The organism is Pseudomonas sp. BMW13 (genome assembly GCF_013357275.1).
In the GTDB taxonomy this organism is placed as follows: domain Bacteria; phylum Pseudomonadota; class Gammaproteobacteria; order Pseudomonadales; family Pseudomonadaceae; genus Aquipseudomonas; species Aquipseudomonas khazarica.
Window position 1 is genome coordinate 19,648 of record NZ_SUKD01000035.1, and the last position, 22,218, is coordinate 41,865.

14 protein-coding genes, 1 tRNA gene and 2 pseudogenes are annotated in these 22,218 nt (G+C 65.1%); 11 read left to right on the top strand and 6 right to left on the bottom strand.

Annotated features, from left to right (window positions below):
- Nucleotides 1-492: 492 nt before the first annotated feature.
- From E4487_RS21975 to metR, 4 genes are all read right to left on the bottom strand, one after another.
- On the bottom strand, nt 493-3,639 hold the full coding sequence (locus E4487_RS21975) for an efflux RND transporter permease subunit (RefSeq protein ID WP_047584316.1): 3,147 nt from the start codon (nt 3,637-3,639) through the stop codon (nt 493-495).
- A gap of 1 nt (nt 3,640) precedes the next feature.
- Nucleotides 3,641-4,729 (bottom strand): efflux RND transporter periplasmic adaptor subunit, encoded by a 1,089-nt coding sequence (locus E4487_RS21980; RefSeq protein ID WP_175254396.1) that lies wholly within the window; start codon nt 4,727-4,729, stop codon nt 3,641-3,643.
- 9 nt (nt 4,730-4,738) lie between these two features.
- The gene (locus E4487_RS21985) at nt 4,739-5,395 is read right to left on the bottom strand and encodes a TetR/AcrR family transcriptional regulator (protein ID WP_175254397.1); all 657 of its coding nucleotides are present in this window, start codon (nt 5,393-5,395) and stop codon (nt 4,739-4,741) included.
- 279 nt (nt 5,396-5,674) lie between these two features.
- The gene (gene metR, locus E4487_RS21990) at nt 5,675-6,592 is read right to left on the bottom strand and encodes a transcriptional regulator MetR (RefSeq protein WP_037055645.1); all 918 of its coding nucleotides are present in this window, start codon (nt 6,590-6,592) and stop codon (nt 5,675-5,677) included.
- A 168-nt stretch (nt 6,593-6,760) separates the two neighbouring features.
- Here metR and metE point away from each other — a divergent pair, with 168 nt between their 5' ends.
- Nucleotides 6,761-9,058 (top strand): 5-methyltetrahydropteroyltriglutamate--homocysteine S-methyltransferase, encoded by a 2,298-nt coding sequence (gene metE / locus E4487_RS21995; RefSeq protein ID WP_175254398.1) that lies wholly within the window; start codon nt 6,761-6,763, stop codon nt 9,056-9,058.
- A 191-nt stretch (nt 9,059-9,249) separates the two neighbouring features.
- Entirely contained in the window at nt 9,250-10,239 is a 990-nt protein-coding gene (locus tag E4487_RS22000; protein WP_175254399.1) for an alpha/beta fold hydrolase, read from the top strand.
- A gap of 75 nt (nt 10,240-10,314) precedes the next feature.
- Here E4487_RS22000 and E4487_RS22005 read toward each other — a convergent pair.
- A pseudogene (locus E4487_RS22005) lies at nt 10,315-10,503 on the bottom strand (DUF6316 family protein); the annotation flags it as partial.
- Between the two features lie 278 nt (nt 10,504-10,781).
- On the opposite strand from E4487_RS22005, the gene E4487_RS22010 reads away from it, so the two are divergent.
- Nucleotides 10,782-11,750 (top strand): DMT family transporter, encoded by a 969-nt coding sequence (locus tag E4487_RS22010; protein ID WP_134675493.1) that lies wholly within the window; start codon nt 10,782-10,784, stop codon nt 11,748-11,750.
- Here the strand turns inward: E4487_RS22010 and E4487_RS22015 are convergent, their stop codons facing one another.
- Nucleotides 11,751-12,218 (bottom strand): Lrp/AsnC family transcriptional regulator, encoded by a 468-nt coding sequence (locus tag E4487_RS22015; RefSeq protein ID WP_037055653.1) that lies wholly within the window; start codon nt 12,216-12,218, stop codon nt 11,751-11,753. It lies immediately after the preceding gene.
- A 198-nt stretch (nt 12,219-12,416) separates the two neighbouring features.
- Here E4487_RS22015 and E4487_RS22020 point away from each other — a divergent pair, with 198 nt between their 5' ends.
- The 8 genes and pseudogenes from E4487_RS22020 (at nt 12,417) to E4487_RS22050 (ending at nt 22,200) form a co-directional block, all read left to right on the top strand.
- A complete protein-coding gene (locus tag E4487_RS22020; RefSeq protein ID WP_175254400.1) occupies nt 12,417-15,884 on the top strand; it encodes an indolepyruvate ferredoxin oxidoreductase family protein in 3,468 nt (1,155 codons plus the stop codon).
- A 79-nt stretch (nt 15,885-15,963) separates the two neighbouring features.
- Entirely contained in the window at nt 15,964-17,076 is a 1,113-nt protein-coding gene (locus E4487_RS22025) for a Glu/Leu/Phe/Val dehydrogenase dimerization domain-containing protein (protein ID WP_152489135.1), read from the top strand.
- A gap of 76 nt (nt 17,077-17,152) precedes the next feature.
- Nucleotides 17,153-17,227: transfer RNA gene (locus E4487_RS22030), tRNA-Arg, on the top strand.
- A gap of 347 nt (nt 17,228-17,574) precedes the next feature.
- The gene (locus E4487_RS22035; protein ID WP_280527652.1) at nt 17,575-17,997 is read left to right on the top strand and encodes a SidA/IucD/PvdA family monooxygenase; all 423 of its coding nucleotides are present in this window, start codon (nt 17,575-17,577) and stop codon (nt 17,995-17,997) included.
- Nucleotides 17,998-18,100: 103 nt separating this feature from the next.
- Nucleotides 18,101-19,300 carry an MFS transporter gene (locus E4487_RS22040; RefSeq protein ID WP_175254402.1) on the top strand — a complete coding sequence of 400 codons (1,200 nt, stop codon included), beginning with the start codon at nt 18,101-18,103 and terminating at the stop codon, nt 19,298-19,300.
- Nucleotides 19,301-19,403: 103 nt separating this feature from the next.
- A pseudogene (locus tag E4487_RS25015) lies at nt 19,404-19,646 on the top strand (GNAT family N-acetyltransferase); the annotation flags it as partial.
- Between the two features lie 7 nt (nt 19,647-19,653).
- Nucleotides 19,654-19,911 (top strand): SRPBCC family protein, encoded by a 258-nt coding sequence (locus E4487_RS22045; RefSeq protein ID WP_373921562.1) that lies wholly within the window; start codon nt 19,654-19,656, stop codon nt 19,909-19,911.
- Between the two features lie 102 nt (nt 19,912-20,013).
- Nucleotides 20,014-22,200 carry a TonB-dependent siderophore receptor gene (locus tag E4487_RS22050; RefSeq protein WP_175254404.1) on the top strand — a complete coding sequence of 729 codons (2,187 nt, stop codon included), beginning with the start codon at nt 20,014-20,016 and terminating at the stop codon, nt 22,198-22,200.
- The last annotated feature ends 18 nt before the right edge of the window (nt 22,201-22,218 follow it).

The following is a 22,218-nucleotide window of genomic DNA, read 5'->3' on the forward strand; positions in this document are numbered from 1 at the left end:
GCACTTCTGTGCTGTGCGCGTTAGTTGTGCAGGGTGTCTGTAATATCATTGCGATATGTCTGTGCGGTGGTTTTGCCTTCGCTGCGACGAAGTTGGCAATATCGAATTCGAACTGGCGGGCCGGCGCTGCCGGCCTCTGCGTTCTGTGAGGCAATGCCGGAAATTCAGGCTTGGCACAGTGCCACCGTCTGGACTACTCTCCGGTCACCGGGCTAACGAAGTGGCCAACAGGCAGGATGCCGACCCCATACACTTCGTTAGCTCGGTTTTCAGTTGCGTGGCCTGCAGATCGCCGGATCTGCAGGCAAAACAAAGCCCTCTCCTGGAGGGCTTTGTCGTTTCTGCGGGGCGCTCGCGTTGCTGCGGTGGCGGAAAAAGGCGTCCTTGCCAGCTTTCCTTTCCCGCCCTTGAGCTGTCGTATCGATCAGCCTAGGCGAAGTCTGGTGTTTCGCCATGCAGTGGCCTGGTGCCGAAACGCCTGCGCGCCTGGCCTCAGTCGCTGCGTTGCAGCCGGGCCTTGCCGGGTTTGCTGGCGACGAGGTGTTCCGGCAGGTCGAGCAGGTCGGTGTCGTAGGTCTCCAGTGGCGGCGGACGCCGCTCGAAACGCGCGCCGAGCACCAGCAGGCAAGGCGTCAGCAGCAGCGTCAGGACCGTAGCGAACGCCAGGCCGCCGGCGATGGCGCTGGACAGCTGCGTCCACCATTGGGTCGACGGGGCGCCGAAGCCGAGGCTCGGCGTGAGCAGGTCGACGTTGATGCTGAGCACCATCGGCATCAGGCCGAGGATGGTGGTCACGGCGGTGAGCAGCACCGGGCGCAGGCGCAGGCTGCCGGTCTCCAGCGCGGCCTCGCGTGGGGCCAGGCCCTGCCGGCGCAGCTGGTTGTAGGTGTCGATGAGGATGATGTTGTTGTTCACCACGATACCGGCCAGGGCGATCAGGCCCATGCCGACCATGACGATGCCGAACGACTGGCCGTTGACCAGCAGGCCGATCAGCACCCCGGCGGTCGACAGGACGATCGCGGAAAGCACCAGGGCTGCCTGGTAGAGGCTGTTGAACTGGGTCACCAGGATGATCGCCATGAGGAAGATGGCGACCAGGAACGCGGTCATCAGGAAGGTGGCCGCCTCCTGCTGGTCGGCATCCTCGCCGGTGAACTTCACCTTGACCTCGGCCGGCACCTCCCCCAGCGCCTTGCGCAGGGCCTTGAGGCGTTCGTCCAGGCGTGCGCCGTCGGCCAGGTCGGCCTGCAGGGTGATGGTGCGATCGCCATCGACGCGGCGCAGGGTGCCGACCTTGGGCGCGGGCTGCAGGTCGACGAAGTTGCTCAGCGGGACCTGGCCGGCTGCCGTGTTCAGCGTCAGGCGGCCAAGCTGATCGAGCGAGCGCCAGTTGTTGGGCAGGCGCACGCGGATGTCGACTTCGTCGGTGGCGTCTTCGGGGCGGTAGGTTGCCAGCTTCAGGCCGTTGGTGATCATCTGCACCGCGTTGCCGACGCTCAGGACATCGGCGCCGAAGCGGGCTGCGGCCTCGCGGTCGACCTTGATCCGCCACTCGATGCCGGGCAGGGCGCGGTCATCCTCGATATCGACGAAACCCCCGAGCTTCTGCATCTCGCCGCGAATGCGCTCGACCCATTGTTCGGTCAGCGCCGTGTCCAGGGTGCTGATCTGCAGCTTGACCGGCTTGCCGTCGGTGGGGCCTTCCTCCTGCTTGCGGAATTCCAGCACCACGCCGGGAATGCCGGCGGTGCGCTGGCTCATTTCAGCGAGGATGTCCTTGGCCGGGCGCCGCTGGTGCCAGTCGACGAACTGGAACTGCAGGGTGCCGATCACGTCGGCGCCCAGCTGACCTTCCGGTTGCGCCAGGGAGCGGGCATACAGCGCCTTGACCTCGCGCATGCCCAGCACCTGCTTCTCGACCTGCCTGAGCAGGGCGTCCTTCTCCTGGATCGACAGGTCGCCACGGGCACGCAGCCAGATCTGCGCGCTTTCCGGCTCGACCTCCGGGAAGAACTCCACGCCATGGTTGAAGCGACCGTAGCCGATATAGATGAGGGCGATCAGCGCGAGCATGCCGAGCAGCGTCAGGCCGGGGCGCTTGAGCAGCGTCGCCAGCAGATGGCGATAGGCCGTGCCGGCGCGGTTGCTGGTCGTCGCCTGTGGCCGCGCCTTGCCGCCGCTGACGGCGCCGAGCACCGGCAGGAACACCAGGGCCATGGCCAGCGAGGCGAGCAGGCAGATGATCACCGTGGCGGGCAGGTACTTCATGAACTGGCCGACCACGCCGGGCCAGAACAGCAGCGGCAGGAACACCACCAGGGTGGTGGCGGTGGAGGCGATCACCGGCCAGGCCATGCGCGTGGCGGCATTGGCCCAGGCCTGGCGCGGCGACTGGCCCTGCTGCAGGTAGCGGTCGGCCAGTTCGGAGACCACGATGGCGCCGTCGACCAGCATGCCGGCCACCAGGATCAGGCTGAACAGCACGACGATGTTGAGGGTGAAACCGAGCATCCAGATCAGCAGGATGCCGCTGAGAAACGCACCGGGAATGGTCAGCCCCACCAGCAGTGCCGAGCGCATGCCCATGCTCGCCACCACCAGGATCAGTACCAGGACGATGGCGGTCAGCACGTTGTTGAGCAGGTCGCCGAGCATGTTCTGCACTTCCTGCGACTGGTCCATGATGTAGCTGACTTCCACGCCGGGTGGCAACAGGGGTTTGGCCTGCTCCATCAGCGCCTTGACCTGGTCGATGGTGGCGAGGATGTTGGCGCCGCTGCGTTTGGCCACCTCCAGCACGATGGCTGGCTGGCCGTTGATCCGGGCGAAGCCGGTGGGGTCCTTGAAGGTGCGGCGGATGGTGGCGACATCGGCGAAGGTCACCACGCTGTCGCCGACCACCTTGATCGGCATGTTCATGACGTCTTCGAGGTCCTCGATGACGCCCGGAACCTTCATGCTCATGCGCCCGGCACCGGTGTCCAGACTGCCGGCGGCGACCAGGCGGTTGTTGCGGCTGACCAGGTTGAACAGTTCGTTGTAGTCGATGCCGTAGCTGTCGAGCACCTGCGGGTCGACGACGATTTCCATCAGGTCCTCGCGGTCGCCACCGATGGTCACCGAGAGCACCTCGCCGATGCCTTCGATGTTCTCCTTCAGGCGCCGGGCGATGTACACCAGCTCGGTCTCGGCGATCGGTCCGGACAGGCCCACCGAGAGCACCGGGAACAGGGCCACGTTGACTTCGGTCACGGTCGGCTCGTCGGCCTCGTCGGGCAGCTTGCTGCGTGCGGTGTCGACTTTCTCGCGCACGTCGGCCAGTGCCACCTTGGCGTCGAAGCCCGCGTCGAATTCCAGGGTGACGGAGGAGTGGCCCTCGCTGGAGACCGAGCTCATCTCCTTGACCCCTTCCAGGCTGCGCAGCTCCTGTTCCAGCGGGCGCACCAGCAGGCGGTCGCCATCTTCCGGGCTGATGCCTTCCAGGGTCACCGACACGTAGATCATCGGAATGGTGACGTCCGGGTTGGACTCCTTGGGCATGGCGACGTAGGCCAGCAGCCCCCCGCACAGCAGGAACAGCAGGATCAGCAGGGTGGTACGGCTGCGGTCGAGCGCGGCGGCAATCAGTGCGTGCATCTCAGCTGCCCTCTGCGGCGAGTTGCGTGCGCACCTGCTGGCCCGCTTCGACGAAGCCCTGGCCCAGGGTGATCAGCGCGACCTTCGGCGGCAGGCCGCTGACCCAGGCGCCCTGGTTGTCGACGCTGATCAGTTGCACGGGGGTGAATTCCACGCGCTGCTCATCGTTGACCCACTTGACGCCGTGGCGGCCGTTCTCGTCGAGGCTGAGCAGGGCAGGGGACAGGCGGTGGGCCATGGCCTCGCCGGTCTGGATGTGCAGCGTGGCGCTGGCGCCTGCCAGGCGCAGGCCGTCCGGGTTGTCCACCTTGACCTCTATACGGAAGCTGCGCGAGTCCGGGTCGGCGGCAGCGGCGATGAAGTGCAGCTCGCCCTGCAGCGTGCGGCCGTCGAGCAGTTCCACGCTCACCGCCTGCCCCAGCTGCAGCTGGGTGACCTGCTGCTGGGCGATCTGCGCGGTGACCTTGAGGCGGTCGATGTCCACCAGGGTCAGCAGGCTTTGTCCGGGCTGCACGTAGTCGCCCAGTTCGACCGCGCGCTGATCGTAGATGCCGGCGAACGGCGCCTTGATCCTGGTGTTGCGCAGGTGCAGGCGAGCGCTGTCGAGTTCGGCGCGGGCCTTGGCCAGTTCGCTCTCCAGGCGCATCAGTTCGCTGGCGGAGATCAGGCTGCGCTCGCGCAGGCGTCTGGCCGCAGTCACGTCGCTCTCGCGCTGGTGCACGTCGGCTTCGCTGCGCGCCACCTGGGCCGGCCGGTCATCCGGCGACAGGCTGAGCAGCAGTTGCTCGGCGGCGACGCGGTTGCCCTTGTCCTGGTCCAGCTTCTGCACGCTGCCACTGACCTGCGCACGCAGCTCGACCCGGCGCCAGGCTTCGATCTGCCCCTGCACCACATGCTGGCGCTGCATGGGCTGTGCCTCCAGCCACTGCACTTCGACCCTGGCCAGCTTGGCGGCGGCCAGGGGCTTGTCCGGCTCGGCCTGCGTCTCGTCACGGGCGCTGAAGCGTTCGCCGCTGAACAGCCAGAGCAGCAGGGCGATGGCGATGACGACCGCGATGATCCAGGGGCGTTTGCTGAGGTGCGTGAACATGAGAATCCCTTACTCGTTGGTGGCGGCCGCTGCCAGCAGCGCAGCGGCCTGGCCGTGCAGGCCGGCGATGATGAAGTCGGTGACGCGTTCGAAATAGGCGTCGAAGGCAATGGGGTCGGCCCAGTGCTCGAAGCCGCCCGAGGCAATGCGCGTCATCACCCCGTTGAGGCACGCCTCCACGCCCCACAACAGGTGCTGGCAGTGCTCGTCAGAAAGCTGCAGGTCGGCGAAGCTGTTCTGCAGCAGTTCGCTGAACAGGGCCATGTACTCGGCTTCGAGTTCGAGGAACTGTTCGCGGTAGGGCAGCTCCAGGCGCTCCTGAAAGGCCGGGCGGTCACAGTGCAGGCACAGCTGGGCCTGCAGCGGGTCGGCCAGCAGCTGCTCGAAGGCACGACGGATCATCCGGCGCATGGCCTCCGGCGCCGGGGCCGAGTGGGAGAGTGTCTGCAGTTCGATCAGGTGCATGCGCGAGCGATCCAGCACCAGGCGCGCAAACAGCGCTTCCTTGCTGGGAAAGTGCTTGTACACGGTGCCCTTGCCGATGCCGGTGTGGCGTGCCACTTCGGCGATTGTGACGCGGTCCCAGGACTGACTCTGGAACAGCTGTCGAGCGGCTTCGAGCAAGGCGGTTTCACGTTGCTGGAAGAGTTGATCCTGATAGCGCATGGACTTTCCACGAAAGACTGTGACCGGCGGTCATGCTATGACTGTTGGTCACAAGGCGGCAAGCCAGGAGTTGTAACAAGGCAATTGGCGTGGGTGGGGTTGCGCCCTGCTGCCGGCGGGTACCGTTCGCCTGGGGAGCGCTGCGAGGCCGTCCGGGGACCGGCCATTTCGTTGTCTTGGTGCCCTGCGGGCGGTAAAGCCTGCTGCGGGGCGCGCGGCAGATGTGATGAAAGGGCGGCCACACGCCTGCGCGAGCGGCCTTTGTCTGTGCAGTGGTGCTCAGCGCGCCACGCTGACGCCTTCCAGGCTGGCGAAGGAGGTGTCCTTGGCGGTGAGCAGGAAGTCGCGCATGAAGGGCGCATCGAGCATGTCGCTGCGGATCGCCGCATAGAGGGTGGCGAACAATCCCTTTTCGCCCAGGCGCTTGGCGCTGACGTAGTGCCGCGAGCTGTACTCGTGCAGCGCCCAGTTGGGCAGGCCGCAGACGCCGCGTCCGCTGGCTACCAGTTGCATCATCATGACCGTCAGCTCGGAGGTGCGTACCTGCGCGGGCTCCACGTCGTTGGGTTCGAGGAAGCGGGTGAAGATATCCAGGCGGTCACGTTCCACCGGGTAGGTGATGAGGGTTTCCGTGGCCAGGTCCTGTGGCTGGATATAGGCCTTGTGCGCCAGACGGTGCTGGTTGGCTACGGCCAGCATGGCCTCGTAGGTGAACAGCGGTACGTAGGTGATGCCGGCCAGTTCGACGGGGTCCGAGGTCACCACCAGGTCCAGGTCGCCGCGTGCCAGCGCGGGGAGTGGTGCGAAGGAGAAGCCCGAGGCCAGGTCCAGTTCCACTTCCGGCCAGGCGTCGCGGAACTGATCGATGGTCGGCATCAGCCACTGGAAGCAGCTGTGGCATTCGATGGCCATGTGCAGGCGTCCGGCGGTGCCACCGGCGAGGCGCGCCAGGTCCCGCTCGGCGCCACGCAGCAGGGGCAGGGCGGCGTCGGCCAGTTGCAGCAGGCGCAGGCCGGCGCTGGTGAAACGCACCGGCTTGGTCTTGCGCACGAACAGCTGCAGGCCGAGTCGTTCCTCGAGCTCCTTGAACTGGTGCGACAGGGCCGACTGGGTCAGGTGCAGGCGCTCGGCAGCCTCCACCAGGCTGTCGGTTTCGCGCAGGGCGTGCAGGGTTTTCAGGTGGCGTAGCTCGAGCATGACGGGTCTCTGCGAAGGTTTCATTCATCCAATGTCGTGGCTGGATGAAAGTGGTTCATACAGCCTACATGAGTAAATCTTTAGATCAAGACGAAAATCTTGAGTTTGTCTCACGTGCTGGCGATGCCGAGAATGGCGCCATCTCGATTGACTCTGGAGCGTCACCCCATGGCCCTGTCCCATTCCCTCGGTTTCCCGCGCATCGGCCGCGACCGTGAACTGAAAAAAGCCCTCGAAGCCCATTGGAAAGGCGAGCTGGACGAGGCGGGGCTGCGCGCCGTTGGTCAGCGCCTGCGTGCCGAGCACTGGCAACTGCAGAAAGACGCCGGCATCGACTTGCTGCCGGTGGGTGACTTCGCCTGGTACGACCAGGTGCTCGGCCATTCCCTGGCATTCGGCGTGATTCCCGAGCGCTTCCGCCCGGCCGCCGGCAAACCGACCCTGGACACCCTGTTCGCCATGGCGCGTGGCGCCGTGGCGAGCACGAACGGTTGCTGTGGCGGCGCCCATGCCCAGGAGCTGACCAAGTGGTTCGACACCAACTACCACTACCTGGTGCCGGAGTTCAGTGCCGATCAGGCGTTCGCCCTGAGCTGGGAGCAGCTGTTCGAGGAAGTGGCCGAAGCCCATGCGCTCGGTCATAGCGTCAAGCCGGTGCTGATCGGCCCGTTGACCTACCTGTGGCTGGGCAAGGCCAAGGGCGATGAGTTCGACAAGCTGGAACTGCTCGAGCGCCTGCTGCCGGTCTATGGCGAGATTTTCCAGCGCCTCGCCGAGCAAGGCGTGGAGTGGGTGCAGATCGACGAGCCGATTCTGGTGCTGGACTTGCCGCAGGACTGGAAGAACGCGTTCGAGCGCGCCTACAACCTGATTCAGCGCGAACCCTGCCGCAAGCTGATTGCCACCTATTTCGGCGGTCTGGAGGACAACCTCGGCCTGGCGGCCAACCTGCCGGTGGATGGCCTGCATATCGACCTGGTACGGGCACCGGACCAGTACCCGACGATTCTCGACCGGCTGCCGGCCTACAAGGTGCTGTCGCTCGGCGTGGTCAACGGGCGCAATGTCTGGCGCTGCGACCTGGAGAAGGCGCTCGACGTGCTGCGCCATGCCCATGAACGCCTGGGCGAGCGCCTGTGGGTGGCGCCGTCCTGCTCGCTGTTGCACTGCCCGGTGGACCTGGCGCGCGAGGACCAGCTCGACGCCGAGCTGAAAGGCTGGCTGGCCTTTGCGGTACAGAAATGTGAGGAGGTCGCGTTGCTGGGCAAGGCCCTGGAAGCGCCGCAGGATGCCGGGGTACAGGCGGCGCTGGCGGCGAGCCGCGAGGTCCAGGCGGCGCGCGCGGCCTCGACGCGCATTCACAAGCCTGAGGTGCAGGCACGTCTGGCGGCGACGCGTGCGCGCCATGCCCAGCGCCAGTCGCCGTTCGCCGAGCGCATCGGCAAGCAGCGCGAGCGCCTGCGGTTGCCGGTGCTGCCGACCACCACCATCGGTTCCTTCCCGCAGACTGCGGCCATTCGTCTGGCGCGGCAGTCGTTCCGTCAGGGCAAGCTGAGCCTGGCCGACTACACCGAGGCCATGCACAGCGAGATCCGCCATGCGGTGCAGGTGCAGGAGCGCCTCGGGCTGGATGTGCTGGTGCATGGCGAGGCCGAGCGCAACGACATGGTCGAGTACTTCGCCGAACAACTGGACGGCTATGCCTTCACCCGCTTCGGCTGGGTGCAGAGCTACGGGTCGCGCTGCGTGAAACCGGCGGTGATCGTCGGCGACCTGAGCCGGCCACGGGCGATGACCCTGGAATGGATCCAGTACGCGCAGAGCCTGACCGACAAGGTGATGAAAGGCATGCTGACCGGGCCGGTGACCATGCTGATGTGGTCCTTCGCCCGGGAGGATGTGCCGCGTGAGGTGCAGGCCAGGCAGCTGGCGCTGGCCATCCGTGACGAGGTGGTCGATCTGGAAGCCGCCGGAATCAAGGTCATCCAGATCGACGAGGCGGCGTTCCGTGAGGGCCTGCCCCTGCGTCAGGCGGCCTGGCAGGGCTACCTGGACTGGGCCACCGAGGCATTTCGCCTGAGCGCCAGCGGCGTGCGTGACGAAACGCAGATCCACACGCACATGTGCTACAGCGAGTTCAACGACGTGATCGACTCCATCGCGGCGATGGACGCCGACGTGATCACCATCGAGACCTCGCGTTCGGACATGGAGCTGCTGGCCGCCTTCGAACGGTTCGCCTATCCCAACGAGATCGGCCCGGGCGTCTACGACATCCACTCGCCGCGCGTACCCGACAGCGCCGAGATGGCCGCTCTGCTGCGCAAGGCGGCGCGGCGCATCCCGCTGGAGCGGCTGTGGGTCAACCCCGATTGCGGATTGAAGACCCGCGGCTGGCCCGAGACCGAGGCCGCGCTGGTCAACATGGTCGCGGCAGCCCGGCAGTTGCGCGCGGAACTGGCCTGATGTTCCGCCCGTAGCGCCCAGGCCCCTCCTGCCAGCCGGTACGGAGGGGCACGCTCTGCATGGGCCTTTGGTCACTTGCCGGGCAACCGTTCGTCCTCCTTCATCAAACTGTCATGCTTGTGTGGCAGCGCCGTCGAACGACTTTCACCAGAATCGCGTTTCAGTGGGGTTCTATGTTTCTGGTGTTCTTCATGCGTGCACTCATCTTCATTGCCGCGTTGCTCTGCGGCGTGCAGTCTTTTGCTGCCAATCGTTGCGATCTGTCCGAGCCGACCCGCTATGCGGACGTCGGTGACGTTCGTCTGGCATACCAGAGCGTCGGTCGCGAGCGCGACCCGGCGCTGCTGCTGATCATGGGCCTGGGCGGGCAGTTGATCCACTGGCCCGACGAAGTGGTCGAGCGTCTCTGTCAGCAGAGCTTCCGGGTCATTCGTTTCGATAACCGCGACGTCGGCCTGAGCAGCTGGCGCAAGCCCGCGCCGAGCATCAACCTGCCTTACGAAGTGGTGCGCTACCGCCTGGGGCTGTCGCTGGGAGCGCCCTATCACCTGCGTGACATGGCAGGCGACGCGCTGGGTTTGATGGACGACCTGGGTATCGGCGTTTTCCATGTCCTGGGGGCGAGCATGGGGGGCATGATCGCTCAGCACCTGGCCGATCTGGCGCCGCAGCGGGTGCTCAGCCTGACCCTGGTGATGACCAGTTCCGGTGCCCAGGGCCTGCCTGCACCCAGCGATGCGCTGGTCGCGCTGCTGGCGCGGCGCGAGGCCGGCAGCCGCGAGGCCGCGCTGCAGCAGCAGGCCGACCTGCTCGCGGCGCTGGGCAGCCCCTCGGTCAAGGATGATCGCGCGTTGCTGTTGCATCAGGCCGAGGTGGCTTACGACCGGGCCTTCAATCCAGAGGGCGTGCAGCGGCAGCTGTTGGCGATTCTCGCCGAGTCGAGCCGGGTCGAGTTGCTCAACCGCCTGAGCGTGCCGACGCTGGTGGTGCATGGCACCGCCGACCCGCTGCTACCGGTGATGCATGGTGTCCACGTGGCGGCGCACATCAAGGGCTCGGAGCTGAAGCTGATTCCGGGGCTGGCCCACCGTTTCCAGGATGCCTTCAAGGAACCGCTGCTGGCCGCAGTGTTGCCACACCTCGCGGCCCACCGCGGCGACCTCGGGCTGGCCCACCTGTAGCGATCAGAGTTCCTGATTGTGCTTGATCGCGTCGCGGCGCTGCTGGCTGTCGATGTGCTCGCTGCTGTGGCGGATCAGCTTGTCCGCCATGGCCATGCGCTCGATGTAGCGCTGGATGCTCTGCTCGGCATCGTGGCGCGAGAGGTAGGGGCCTTCCAGCGTGCCTTCGCGGGTAGCGAAGAAATACTGGCCATTGACGGCGCTCAGGCGTGAACTGCGGTAGTGCGTGCCCGGTTGGGGGTCGACAGTGCGTTGGCCGAACATGACGAGAGCTCCATCTGCAGGTGCTGGATAGGCTGAGTCTACTGCGAGCGGAGCGGCTTGCCCGGCAAGGCGACCAATGGTCGAAGTTGCCGGCCGTTGGCTACTGGTTGGCGTTTTTTATTGAATTTTGACGCCGGCCTGCTGACACCTGAGGCATGCCGGGCGGTACAGTTGCGCTCGGCAAGCGAGCCGAACTGTCACTGTGCTGGTGCGTCGGCCTCTCCTAGAATGGCCGGCTGCGGTCGACGCGTTCAGTCGACCGCGCTGCTGAGGTCGCCATGCACATTTCCTCCGGCCGCTGGATGTACGGCCTGCTTCTCGCCCTGCTCACATCGCTGCTCTGGGGCATCCTGCCGATCAAACTGAAAGAAGTCCTGCAGGTCATGGACCCGGTCACGGTCACCTGGTACCGCCTGACGGTGGCGGGTTCGCTGCTGCTGGCCTACCTCGCCGCCGCTCGCCGCCTGCCACGTTTCCGCCCGCTGGGGCGCAAGGGTGCCTGGCTGCTGGCCCTGGCCATCGGCGGGCTGACGGCGAACTATGTGCTGTACCTGGTCGGGCTCAGGCTGTTGAGCCCCGGCACCACGCAACTGGTGATCCAGGTGGCGCCGATCCTGCTGCTGATCAGCAGCCTGTTCATCTTCCGCGAACGCTTCAGCCTGGGTCAGGCGCTGGGCCTGGTGGTGATGCTGCTGGGCTTCGGCCTGTTCTTCAATCAGCGCCTGGGCGAGTTGCTGACGTCGCTGACGACCTATACCACCGGCGTACTGACCGTGCTCGCCGCCGCCTTCGTCTGGACCTTCTACGGTCTGGCGCAGAAGCAGCTGCTGACGCTGTGGAGTTCGGTGCAGGTGATGATGGTCATCTACCTCTCCTGCGCCTTGCTGCTGACGCCCTGGGCGCAGCCGCTGCAGGTGCTGGAGCTGAGCCCGCTGCAAGGCTGGCTGCTGTTGGCCTGCTGCCTCAATACCCTGGTGGCCTACGGCGCCTTCGCCGAGGCGCTGGCGCACTGGGAAGCTTCGCGGGTCAGTGCCACTCTGGCGCTGACGCCGCTGGTGACCTTCGTGTCCGTGGCGCTGGCGTCCACCTGGTGGCCGGACCACGTGCTGCCCGAGGCAGTCAACTGGATCGCTTACGCCGGTGCGGTGGTGGTGGTGCTCGGCTCCGCCCTGACCGCCCTCGGCCCCTCGCTGATGGCCAGCCTGCGTGCGCGCAAGGCCAGGCGCCTGGCGGCCACGCAGGCCTGATCAGTCCAGCGGCAGTTCGGTGGTGCGTTTGACCTCGCTCATGGCTATGTGCGAATGCGCTTCGTGCACATGCGGGCGCTGCAGCAGGTGGTCGCGCAGGAAGCGCTCGTAGTCGGCGATGTCCTTGGCCACCACCTTGAGCAGGTAGTCCGAGCTGCCGGCCATGCTGTAGCACTCCAGCACCTGCGGATAGCCCACCACGGCCTGTTCGAACTCATCCAGATTGCCGCGACCGTGCGCCGACAGCTTGATGTCGACGAACACGGTGATGCCGAAACCCAGGCGCTTGTGGCTGAGCAGCGCGACCTTGCGCTCGATCAGCCCGTCTTCCTGCATGCGGTGGATGCGCCGCCAGCAGGGTGACTGCGACAGCTCGACCTTCTCGGCCACCTCGGCGGCGGAGAGGTCGGCATTGTGTTGCAGCAGACGGAGAATCCTGCGGTCGATGGCGCTGAGCTTATCCTGCATGACTATTTCCATTTTCTTGTGATTGTTGGAAGGATCATGCGAAGTATTGTCCTGCAATCTGAAAAATAGAAAGAAAAAAGCGGAACCCTCCAGTCATGCTTTAGGCAAATCCGTCGTGGTGATCCTGCGGCCGGATGCAACGGAGCGTGTTTACCGTCGCGCTCCTCGTGCTCGCCATAAGAATAAAAGGAGCGCTCCATGTCCCTGGCCGAAATCCGCCTGGATGACAAATATCGCCTCGCTACCGGTCACCTCTACCTGACCGGCACCCAGGCCCTGACCCGCCTGCCCATGCTGCAGAAGCAGCGTGACGCCGCCTTCGGTCTGAATACCGCGTGTTTCATCTCCGGCTATCGTGGCTCGCCCCTGGGCGGCCTGGACAAGAGCCTGTGGGACGCGCGCGACTACCTCAAGCAGAACCACATCCACTTCCAGCCGGGCGTCAACGAGGAACTCGGGGCGACGGCCGTATGGGGCAGCCAACAGGCCAACCTGTTCCCGGGGGCGCGCTACGACGGCGTGTTCGCCATGTGGTACGGCAAGGGGCCGGGGGTGGACCGCAGCGGCGACGTGTTCAAGCATGGCAACTCGGCCGGCGTTTCCAAGCACGGCGGCGTGCTGCTGCTGGCGGGCGACGACCATGGCTGCAAGTCCTCGACCATTGCTCACCAGAGCGAGCATGCCTTCATCGCCGCGTCGATTCCGGTGCTCAATCCGGCCAACGTTCAGGAGGTCCTGGACTACGGCATCATCGGCTGGGAGCTGTCGCGCTACAGCGGTTGCTGGGTGGCGCTGAAGACCATCGCCGAGAACGTCGACTCCTCGGCCGTGGTGGATGTCGACCCGCTGCGCGTGCAGGTGAAGATTCCCGAGGACTTCCAGCTACCCGAGGATGGCGTGCACATCCGCTGGCCGGACCCGCCCCTGGCGCAGGAGAAGCGCCTCAACGTCTACAAGATCTATGCAGCTCGCGCGTTCGCGCTGGCCAACAACCTCAACCAGGTGAAGCTCGATTCGCCGAACCCGCGCCTGGGCATCATCACCACCGGCAAGTCCTACCTGGACGTGCGCCAGGCCCTGGATGACCTGGGTCTGGACGAGGCGCTGTGCGCCAAGGTCGGTCTGCGCGTGCTCAAGGTCGGCATGAGCTGGCCGCTGGAGCCGGTGTCCGTGCACCAGTTCGCCGAAGGGCTGGACGAAATCCTGGTGGTGGAGGAGAAGCGCAGCATCATCGAGGACCAGCTCACCGGTCAGCTCTACAACTGGCCGGTGGGCAAGCGCCCGCGGGTGGTCGGCGAGTTCGACGAGGAGGGCGGTTCCCTGCTGCCCAACCTGGGCGAGCTGACCCCGGCGATGATCGCCCGGGTGATCGCCAAGCGCCTGGCGCCGATCTACAGCAGCCCGGTCATCGAGGAACGCCTGGCCTTCCTCGACGCCAAGGAAAAGGCCCTGGCCGCGCCCAAGCACAAGACCGTGCGCACCCCGCACTTCTGCTCCGGCTGCCCGCACAACAGCTCGACCAAGGTACCGGAAGGCAGCCGCGCGCTCGGCGGCATCGGTTGCCACTACATGACCCAGTGGATGGATCGCAGCACCGACACCTTCACCCAGATGGGCGGTGAGGGCGCGACCTGGATCGGCCAGGCCCCCTTCACCGACACGCCGCACGTGTTCCAGAACCTGGGCGACGGCACCTACTTCCACTCCGGGCACCTGGCCTTGCGTGCCGCCGTCGCGTCCGGGGTCAACATCACCTACAAGATCCTCTACAACGACGCGGTGGCCATGACCGGCGGCCAGCCCATCGACGGCGAGCTGCGCATCGACCAGCTCAGCCAGCAGGTGCATGCCGAGGGCGTCAAACGCATCGCTCTGGTCAGCGACGAGCCGGACAAGTACCCGACCCGCGCCACCTTCGCGCCGGGCGTGACCTTCCATCACCGCCGCGAACTGGACGCCGTGCAGCGTGAGCTGCGCGAGTTCAAGGGCGTTTCGGTGATTCTCTACGACCAGACCTGCGCGACCGAAAAGCGCCGTCGGCGCAAGCGCGGCAAGCTGGTCGACCCGGCCAAGCGCGTGTTCATCAACCCGGACGTGTGCGAAGGCTGCGGCGATTGCAGCGTCAAGTCCAACTGCCTGTCGGTGCTGCCGCTGGAGACCGAACTGGGGCGCAAGCGCGAGATCGACCAGAGCGCCTGCAACAAGGACTACAGCTGCCTCGAGGGTTTCTGCCCGAGCTTCATCACCGTGCATGGTGGCGGCTTGCGCAAGCCCGAGGCCGTGGGCCTGGGAGCCCTATTCATCGCCTTGCCGGAGCCGAAACAGCCTGCGCTGACGCGTCCCTGGAACATTCTGCTGCCCGGTGTGGGTGGCAGCGGCGTGACCACCGTCGGTGCGCTGCTGGGCATGGCCGCGCATATCGAAGGCAAGGGCTGCACCGTACTCGACCAGGCCGGCCTGGCGCAGAAGTTCGGTCCGGTGATCACTCATATCCGCATCGCTGCGCGGCAGAGCGATATCTACGCGGTGCGCATCGCGGCCGGGGAAACTGACCTGTTGCTGGGTTGCGACCTGGTGGTGGCTTCCAGCGAGGAGTCGCTGGCCAAGCTGAATGACAAGATCGCCCACGCGGTGATCAATAGTCACGAGTCGGCCACGGCCGAATTCACCCGCAACCCCGATGCCCAGGTGCCGGGCGCGGCGATGCGCGAGGCGATCAGCGAGGCGGTGGGCGAGGGCAAGACCCGCTTTGTCGATGCAACGCGCCTGGCCACGCGCCTGCTCGGCGACAGCATCGCCACCAACCTGTTCATGCTCGGTTTTGCCTACCAGCGCGGCCTGGTACCGGTTTCGGCCGAGGCCATTGACAAGGCCATCGAACTCAATGGCGTGGCCGTGCAGTTGAACCAGCAGGCGTTCCTCTGGGGGCGGCGCGCGGCACATGACATGGCTGCGGTGGAGAAGCTCGCCGCGCCCAAGGTGGTCGAGGCTCCGCATTGCAGCACGCTGGACGAGATCGTCGCCGACCGCATACAGCGCCTGAGCCTGTACCAGAACGGCGCCTACGCCGAACGTTACCGGGCGCTGGTCGAGCGCGTGCGCCAGGCGGATAGCGACGCCGGGCAGGCGCTGAGCAAGGCGGTCGCGCGTTATTACTTCAAGCTGCTGGCCTACAAGGACGAGTACGAAGTGGCGCGGCTGTACAGCGAGGCGACGTTCCGCAAGCGTCTGCAAGAGCAGTTCGAGGGCGACTACCAGCTGCAGTTCCACCTGGCACCGAGCTGGTTGAGCAAGCCCGATGCGGTGACCGGCGAGCCGCGCAAGCGCAGCTTCGGTCCCTGGATGCTCAAGGCGTTCGCGCTGCTGGCACGCTTCAAGTTCCTCCGCGGTACGGCGCTCGACCCCTTCGGGTACAGCACCGAGCGACGTCTGGAGCGTGAGCTGATCGAGGAGTACGAGGCCAACCTGGCCTACCTGCTCAGCGAACTGAACGCGGACAACTACCGCACCGCCATGGCGCTGGCCGAACTGCCGGAGCAGGTGCGCGGCTATGGCCACGTCAAGGAAGCCGCCATGGCCAAGGTGCGCGAGCAGGCCGTGCAGCTCAAGGCCCGCATGACCGTCAGCGAGATCGCGGCGGTGCAGCTGTTCGAACCGGCTGCCTGATTCTTCAACTATCCCCCTTGCCACCCCTCCCGCGCGGGAGGGGGATGGCCTTTTACGATCTGAATACCGAGGTGATTCGATGTCCGTCTTCACTCATGTCGACTTCGACCAGCACGAACAGGTGGTCTACGGCCACGACCAGGCCAGCGGCCTGAAAGCCATCATCGCCATTCACGACAGCACGCTCGGCCCGGCGCTCGGCGGTTGCCGCATGTGGAACTACGCCAGCGACGACGAGGCCCTGCGCGATGTGCTGCGTCTGTCACGTGGCATGACCTACAAGTCTGCGCTGGCGCGTCTGCCGCTCGGAGGAGGCAAGGCGGTGATCATCGGCGATCCGCACAGCGGCAAGAGCGAGGCGCTGTTCCAGGCAATGGGCGACTTCGTCGACAGCCTGGGCGGACGCTACGTCACCGCGGCGGACTCCGGCACCGGGGTGAACGAGATGCGCATCATGGCCGAGCGCACGCGCCATGTCGCCGGTGCCGGGCAGCGCGAGGCCTTCGGCGGTGGCAGCCGCGATGGCGACCCATCGCCGTCCACGGCCTATGGCGTGTTCATCGGTATCCAGGCCGCCGTCGCACACCGCATGGGGCGGGCGGATCTGAACGGCATCCGCGTGGCCATCCAGGGGGTGGGGCAGGTCGGTTTCCACCTGGCCAGGCTGCTCCGCGAGGCCGGTGCGCAACTGTGGGTGACGGACATCTTCGAGGCCAACGTGCAACGTGCGGTCGCTCAGCTGGGGGCCACGGCCGTCGACCAGAACGCGATCTACGGCCTCGACGTCGACGTGTTCGCCCCCTGCGCGCTGGGCGCGATCATCAATCTGCAGAGCCTCGAGAACCTACGTGCGCCGATCATCGCCGGCGCGGCCAACAACCAGCTGGCCGACGCCAGCCTGGCCGAGCTGCTGCGTCGCCGTGACTGCCTGTATGCGCCGGACTACGCGATCAATGCCGGCGGCATCATCGATGTCTGCTACGAGCGCACCGGTGGCAGCGCCGCCGAACTCAAGGCGCATATCGAGAGCATCGGCCCGACCCTGACGGAAATCTTCCAGCGCGCCGAGCGGGAAGGCGAGACGACCACCGCGATAGCCGACCGCATGGCGCTGGAGCGCCTGCACGGTGGTGTGCCCAGCGTGCGTGCCTCGACAGCCTCTGCGGCGGTTGCCCACGGCTGGCAGCGCTAGGCCGCGAACGGATCGCGACATGACAAACGCGCCGGTCGTCGCTAAGATGCCGCCCGGCCGTTGCGAATACGGCCGTGTCCCCTTAGTTCAACGGATAGAATAAGCCCCTCCTAAGGGCTAGATGCTGGTTCGATTCCAGCAGGGGACGCCATCTTCTTTTTCGCCGATCTGGCGTGCTTCTCCTCCTTAGTTCCCTGATTCTGCATGAGCGACCTTCGCTCGCCATGCCGTCCAGTCGCCTCGCTGTGTCTCTCTCTTCGCTGTCGCTTCGCAGATCCAGAGCATGCTGTCTCTGGATATCTCGCTGCGTCTTCTTTCTGGTCAGCAAGGGCTCTAGAACGCACCTTCTGCGCCCCGCTTGGCTGTCCCGGTCCCGGTTTGTCAGTCCTGTGCTAAAGCGCTCGTCCGATATGAATATTTATTCTTATGTGCTATTGAAAGTCATTATCACCAAGCTCTAGTATCGGCCCACTTTCATCCGGACTGATGAGGCGCAACGTGACCACGGAACTGCCCTACGACTTCATTGCAATAGGCATCGGGCCTTTCAATCCCGGGCTGGCATGCCTTGCGGAGCCTCTGGGAACCCGCAGCCTTTTCCTCGACAGGAAGGCCGAATTCAGCTGGCACCCCGGCATGCTGCTGGACGGCACCACGCTACAGAATCCCTTCCTTGCCGATCTGGTCTCGATGGCCGATCCCACCAGTCGTTTCAGCTACCTCAACTACTGCAAGCAGCAAGGCCGCTTGTACAACTATTACATCCGCGAGAACTGGTACCTGTCGCGTCAGGAATTCGATCGTTACTGCAAATGGGCGGCGGCGCAGCTCGACAACCTGCGCTATCAGCACGAAGTGCAGGAGGTCCGGTACGACGACTTGCTGCCTGGCTACGTGCTGGCCAGTTGCTCAACGAGCTGACCGGGCGCGATGACTGTCCCTGTGAAGCACGCACCACCTACCAGAACTTTCAGCCGCCAGCCGCCAGCGGTTTCGTTGCGCTCGGGCTGGGGAGCGCCTCTGCATGAATCTGCGTACCACCATTCTGATCATGTCGGGCTTCGGCGTGATCAGCGATTCGATTCTGATCGCGTTCTACCCGCAATTCTTCGAGACCCGTTACGGCGTGACCAGCCCGGTGCATGTGGGCGCCTACATCGCCGCTATCTCGATTGCGGTGATGTGCATGTTGCCCGTCTGGGCGCGTGTCGCCAGGCGTATCGAGACCATGCACCTGCTGTTCTACACCCAGGGAGTGGCTGCGCTGTTCTGCCTGGCTTCGATCTGGGCGCCGAGCGTCGAGAGCTACTGGCTGCTCAGTCTGATGATGTTCATGACCAAGGCCAGTTACCTGCTGATGTTCCCCTACCTGATGCGCCTGGAGGCGACAGAGAATCACAGCCTGGTGATCGGTCTGCTGTCGGTGGTCAGCCACATCGGCGCGATCTTCGGTGCGGCTGTCGGCGGCATGGCGCTGGAGCATTACGGGCCCAGCTTCTGCATCGCCCTGATGGCGGCTGGTGACCTGGCGCAGATGGCCCTGTGCCTGTACCTGATCCGCAGCGGGAAAGTGGTCAGGGTGCTCAGTCGCGAGGAGAAGACCGGCCAGGCACCGGTGCCGCGGCGTAGCCCGCAGGCGCTGTCGGCGCTGCTCAAGCTGTGCCTGCTGATGTTTCTCTTCGACTTCAGCGCCTATCTGGTACGGCCTTTCTTCACCCTGTATTGGGAGGCACGTACGGGGCTGCACGAGCCTCTGCTGACCGGCCTGGTGTTCGCTATCCCCGGCATCGTCGCCTTGCTCGCGCTGCTGCTCAAGCATCTGCTCGCGCAGCCACCGCGCTGGGTCGATCACACCCTGTTCAATCTGCTGCTCGGGGCATCGGGCCTGGCGCTGCAGGCCAGCGAGTCGCTGGAGCTGATCATCGTGGGTCGCTGCCTGTACGGGTGGGCGCTGTATCAGGTGATCGTCAAGCTCGAGGTCACTCTGTTCAAGGTCAGTACGCCGGACGCGTATGCCCGCGATTTCGGCGTCACCAACTTCTTCCAGAACCTTGGCGTGCTGCTGTCCTCGTTCGGCGCCGGGTTCCTGGTCAACCTGGTCGGTATTCCGCTGACCTTCGTCATCGCTGCGGCAGGCCTGCTGCTCACGGCGATCATCGACCGCGGCTGGTTCGGCGTCGATCGCCGGCATGCCGCTCAGGGGGAACTCTGCCATGCCAACTGAGGCCACAGTGTTGCGCCATCCGCGTGCATCGCTAGACCCGCAATTCAGCCTGCGCCCGTTGCGTCTCGACGAGGATGTCGCGGTGATCCACCCCTGGTACCAGATGGACTACGCCCATTACTGGAACATGCAGGACATGACCCTGGAGGCGACCCGCGACTTCTACGCCGATGCCATGGGGAGCGGCCACATGCGTGCCTTCATGGGCTGCTATCGAGGTGCGCCAGCGTTCGTCATGGAGTGCTACGACCCCCGGTACGACCTGCTCGGTGAGCTCTATGCGGTGCAGCCTGGCGACCTCGGCATGCACTTTTTCGTCGGCCCGAGCAAGGAGCCGATTCGCCACTTCACCCGTGACGTGCTGCGCGCGGTGGCAGGCACTCTGCGAGAACAACCGCGAGCTGGTCGAGGCGCACCACGCGGCCTACATGGAGACCGCCATCGAAGACGACGAGATCGCCGAGCGCACCGATGCCGGCCGGCGGGCGCTCTATCAGCGCGGTATCGATGACAGTGGCCCGTACCAGATACCGCTGGAGGAGGGCATGCAGCACTTCCATGGCTGGTATCGCCAGGTGATGGGGCAGGCCCTGGCTGCCCAGCACCGTTGAGACACGCAGATCGGAGCGGCATGGAGGTTATTGCGATGAACTGAAGTCCCCTTGCGCTGTGCCCACGCTTTATCCAACTCAATCAAGAAAAAGTGTCTGCCCATGAAAACGATGTATCACTCAGAACACCGGGTGCGCCTGCGCGCTGCCTGCAGTCCCCGCGTACTGGCCATGGCGCTGTGCGTGTTGCCGTTGGCCTGGCCGGTGGTGGCCGCGGAAGTTGATGAGGATGGCGATGCGCTGGTGTTGCAGCCCATCAGCGTCACCGGCGTCAACCGGGCGCCGCCGGTCGTCACCGAACAGAGCGACTCCTATACCCTGGGGAGCAGCGGTACGGCGACCAAGCTCGATCTGACGCCGCGGCAAACGCCGCAGACCATCACCAGCGTGAACCGTCAGCAACTCGATGATTTCAAGCTCGGCAACGCCAACGATGCCTTGCAGGCGGCGGGCATCGGTGTACAGCGCGTGGAGACCGACCGCACCTACTTCACCGCGCGTGGCCTGGACGTGAACAACTTCCAGATCGACGGCATCGGCGTACCTTTCTCCTCTGAAGAGCAGATGGGTGACATCGATACCTTCCTCTACGACCGCATCGAGATTCTCAAGGGCGCCAATGGCCTGACCTCCAACCCCGGCAATCCGTCCGCGACGATCAACTTCGTACGCAAGCGACCGACCCGTGAGACCCAGGCGCAGCTGGGCTTCAGCTATGGCTCCTGGCAGACGCGGCGCCTCGAGGCCGACGTGTCCGGCTCCCTCAACGACAGCGGTACACTGCGTGGGCGCGCTATCTTCGCCGGGCAGGAGGGCAATTCCTACCTGGACCGTTACCAGCCGAGCAAGACGCTGTTCTCCGGCATCCTGGAGGCCGATCTGACCGACAGCAGCACCGCGACCATCGGCTACTCCAAGCAGCGCAACCGACCGGAAGGGATCATGTGGAGCGCGTTGTCGCTGTACTACACCAATGGTTCCAAGGTGCACTACGACCGCTCGCACAACACTGCGCCGGACTGGAGCTACTGGGACACCGATGACGAGCAGACCTTCGCCGAACTGAAGACCGACTGGGGCGGTGGCTGGCAAACCCAGGTGACGCTCAACTACCGCGAGATCGGTTCCGACGCCGAAATGCTCATGGCTGGCGGTGTGCCGGATGCCACCACCGGGCTTGGCCTGTACACCTATGGGTCGAAGTTCGATCGTACCGAGCGTCAGCTGCTGGGAGACGCGTCGGTGAAGGGGCCGTTCGAGCTGTTCGGTCGGACCCATGAAGTGGTCCTGGGCAGCAACTGGTCGCGTACCCGTGCGCACTGGACATCCAGTGACGATGCCATCGTCCAGTCGCTGCCACCGGTGTGGGACTACGACGGCGACTACCCGCGTCCGGATTTCGCCAACGTCACCAGCTGGGCCGACTACACCGTCTACCGCCGCAGCTACTACGTGGCCGGGCATTTCTCGCTGAGCGACCAGCTGAAGCTGATCACCGGCGTCAACCACACCAACCTCAAGAGCAGCGGTGAGCGCGTCGGTGAAGGCCATCAGTACGACAAGAACAAGTCGACGCCCTATGTCGGCCTGACGTACGACCTCAACGACAACTACTCGCTGTACACCAGCTACACCGAGATCTTCAGTCCGCAGTACCAGGTCGATCGAAACCATGCCTTGCTCGAGCCGATCGAAGGCAACAGCATCGAGGGCGGGATCAAGGGTGAGTGGTTCGACCGTCGTCTCAATGCCAGCTTCGCGCTGTTCCGCACCAAGCAGGACAACACCCCCGAGTACGCCGGCTTCGATGCGGCGGAGGGCTTCTCCTACTATCAGGGCGTGGACACCAAGGTCGAAGGCTTTGAAATGACCGTGGCGGGGCAACTGACACCGGGCTGGGAGGCCAGTGCGGGCCTGACGCATCTGTTCTCCCTGCGCGATGGCGATGGCAGCAGCACGCGCACCTTCATTCCGCAGAACACCCTCTACCTCGCGACCACCTATCGGGTACCGCAGGTGCAGGGATTGAAGGTGGGGGGCAGCGTCAACTGGCAGAGCGAGATCTTCCGCGAGCAGGGCACTTCGACGACCGGCGAGACCATCGTCAGCCGTCAGGGCTCCTACGCGGTGGTCAATGCACTGGCGAGCTATGACATCGACCCGCACTTCAACGTATCGCTCAACGTCAACAACCTGTTCGACCGCAAGTACCTGACCAGCCTGTACTGGGCGCAGTCGTACTACGCACCGTCGCGCAATGCGACCCTGAGCCTGACCTGGAAGTACTGAGTCCCTCCACCAGCCCCG